Origin of the sequence: Kocuria cellulosilytica (assembly GCF_040981245.1) — a bacterium.
GTDB lineage: Bacteria > Actinomycetota > Actinomycetes > Actinomycetales > Micrococcaceae > Kocuria > Kocuria cellulosilytica.
On the sequence record NZ_JAVFWZ010000112.1, the window covers coordinates 1 to 557 of the forward strand.

The following is a 557-nucleotide window of genomic DNA, read 5'->3' on the forward strand; positions in this document are numbered from 1 at the left end:
GGTGAAGCCCAGCTTCGTGGCCACGCGGCACATGCCCACGTTGCCGCTCCAGGTCTCGAGGTCGAGCCGGTGGGAGTCGGAGCGGGCGAAAAGGTGGTCGGTCCACAGACGCACGGCCTCGGTGCCGTAGCCGCCGCTCCAGTGCTCCGGGGAGTAGACGGTGATGCCCAGGGAGCGCAGCGGCACCAGGTGCGTGCCGTCCCCGGGGTCCTCGGTCGGCTTCTCCGACCAGTACCAGGAGACCTGCCCGATGAACCGGCCGGTGGCGGCGTCCGCGATCACCATGGTCTCCCGCAGGTCCGGCCAGTCCTGTGCCGTCACGCGCTCGCGCAGGGTGGTGAGCCAGCGCTGGGCGCCCTCCGCGGTGAAGTTCGGGTAGAACGGCCCGTCGGTGCGCTGCCACTCGTGCTCGCCGCCGCCCTCGGGAGGCATGATCCACGCCTCGTACGCGGCGAGGTCCTCCTCGGTCCAGTCGCGGAGGTGGACTCTGCTGCCTTCGATCTGCACGGTGCTTCCTTCCGGGGGCGTCGGGGTCGGGGTGCGCGGGGCGCCGGGGC

The 557-nt window shown here is 72.2% G+C and carries 1 protein-coding gene; it reads right to left on the reverse strand.

Annotated features, from left to right (window positions below):
* Positions 1-507 (reverse strand): GNAT family N-acetyltransferase (locus RCG67_RS17250; protein ID WP_368828035.1); only part of this gene is annotated, 507 nt, incomplete at its 3' end.
* Positions 508-557 lie beyond the last annotated feature (50 nt).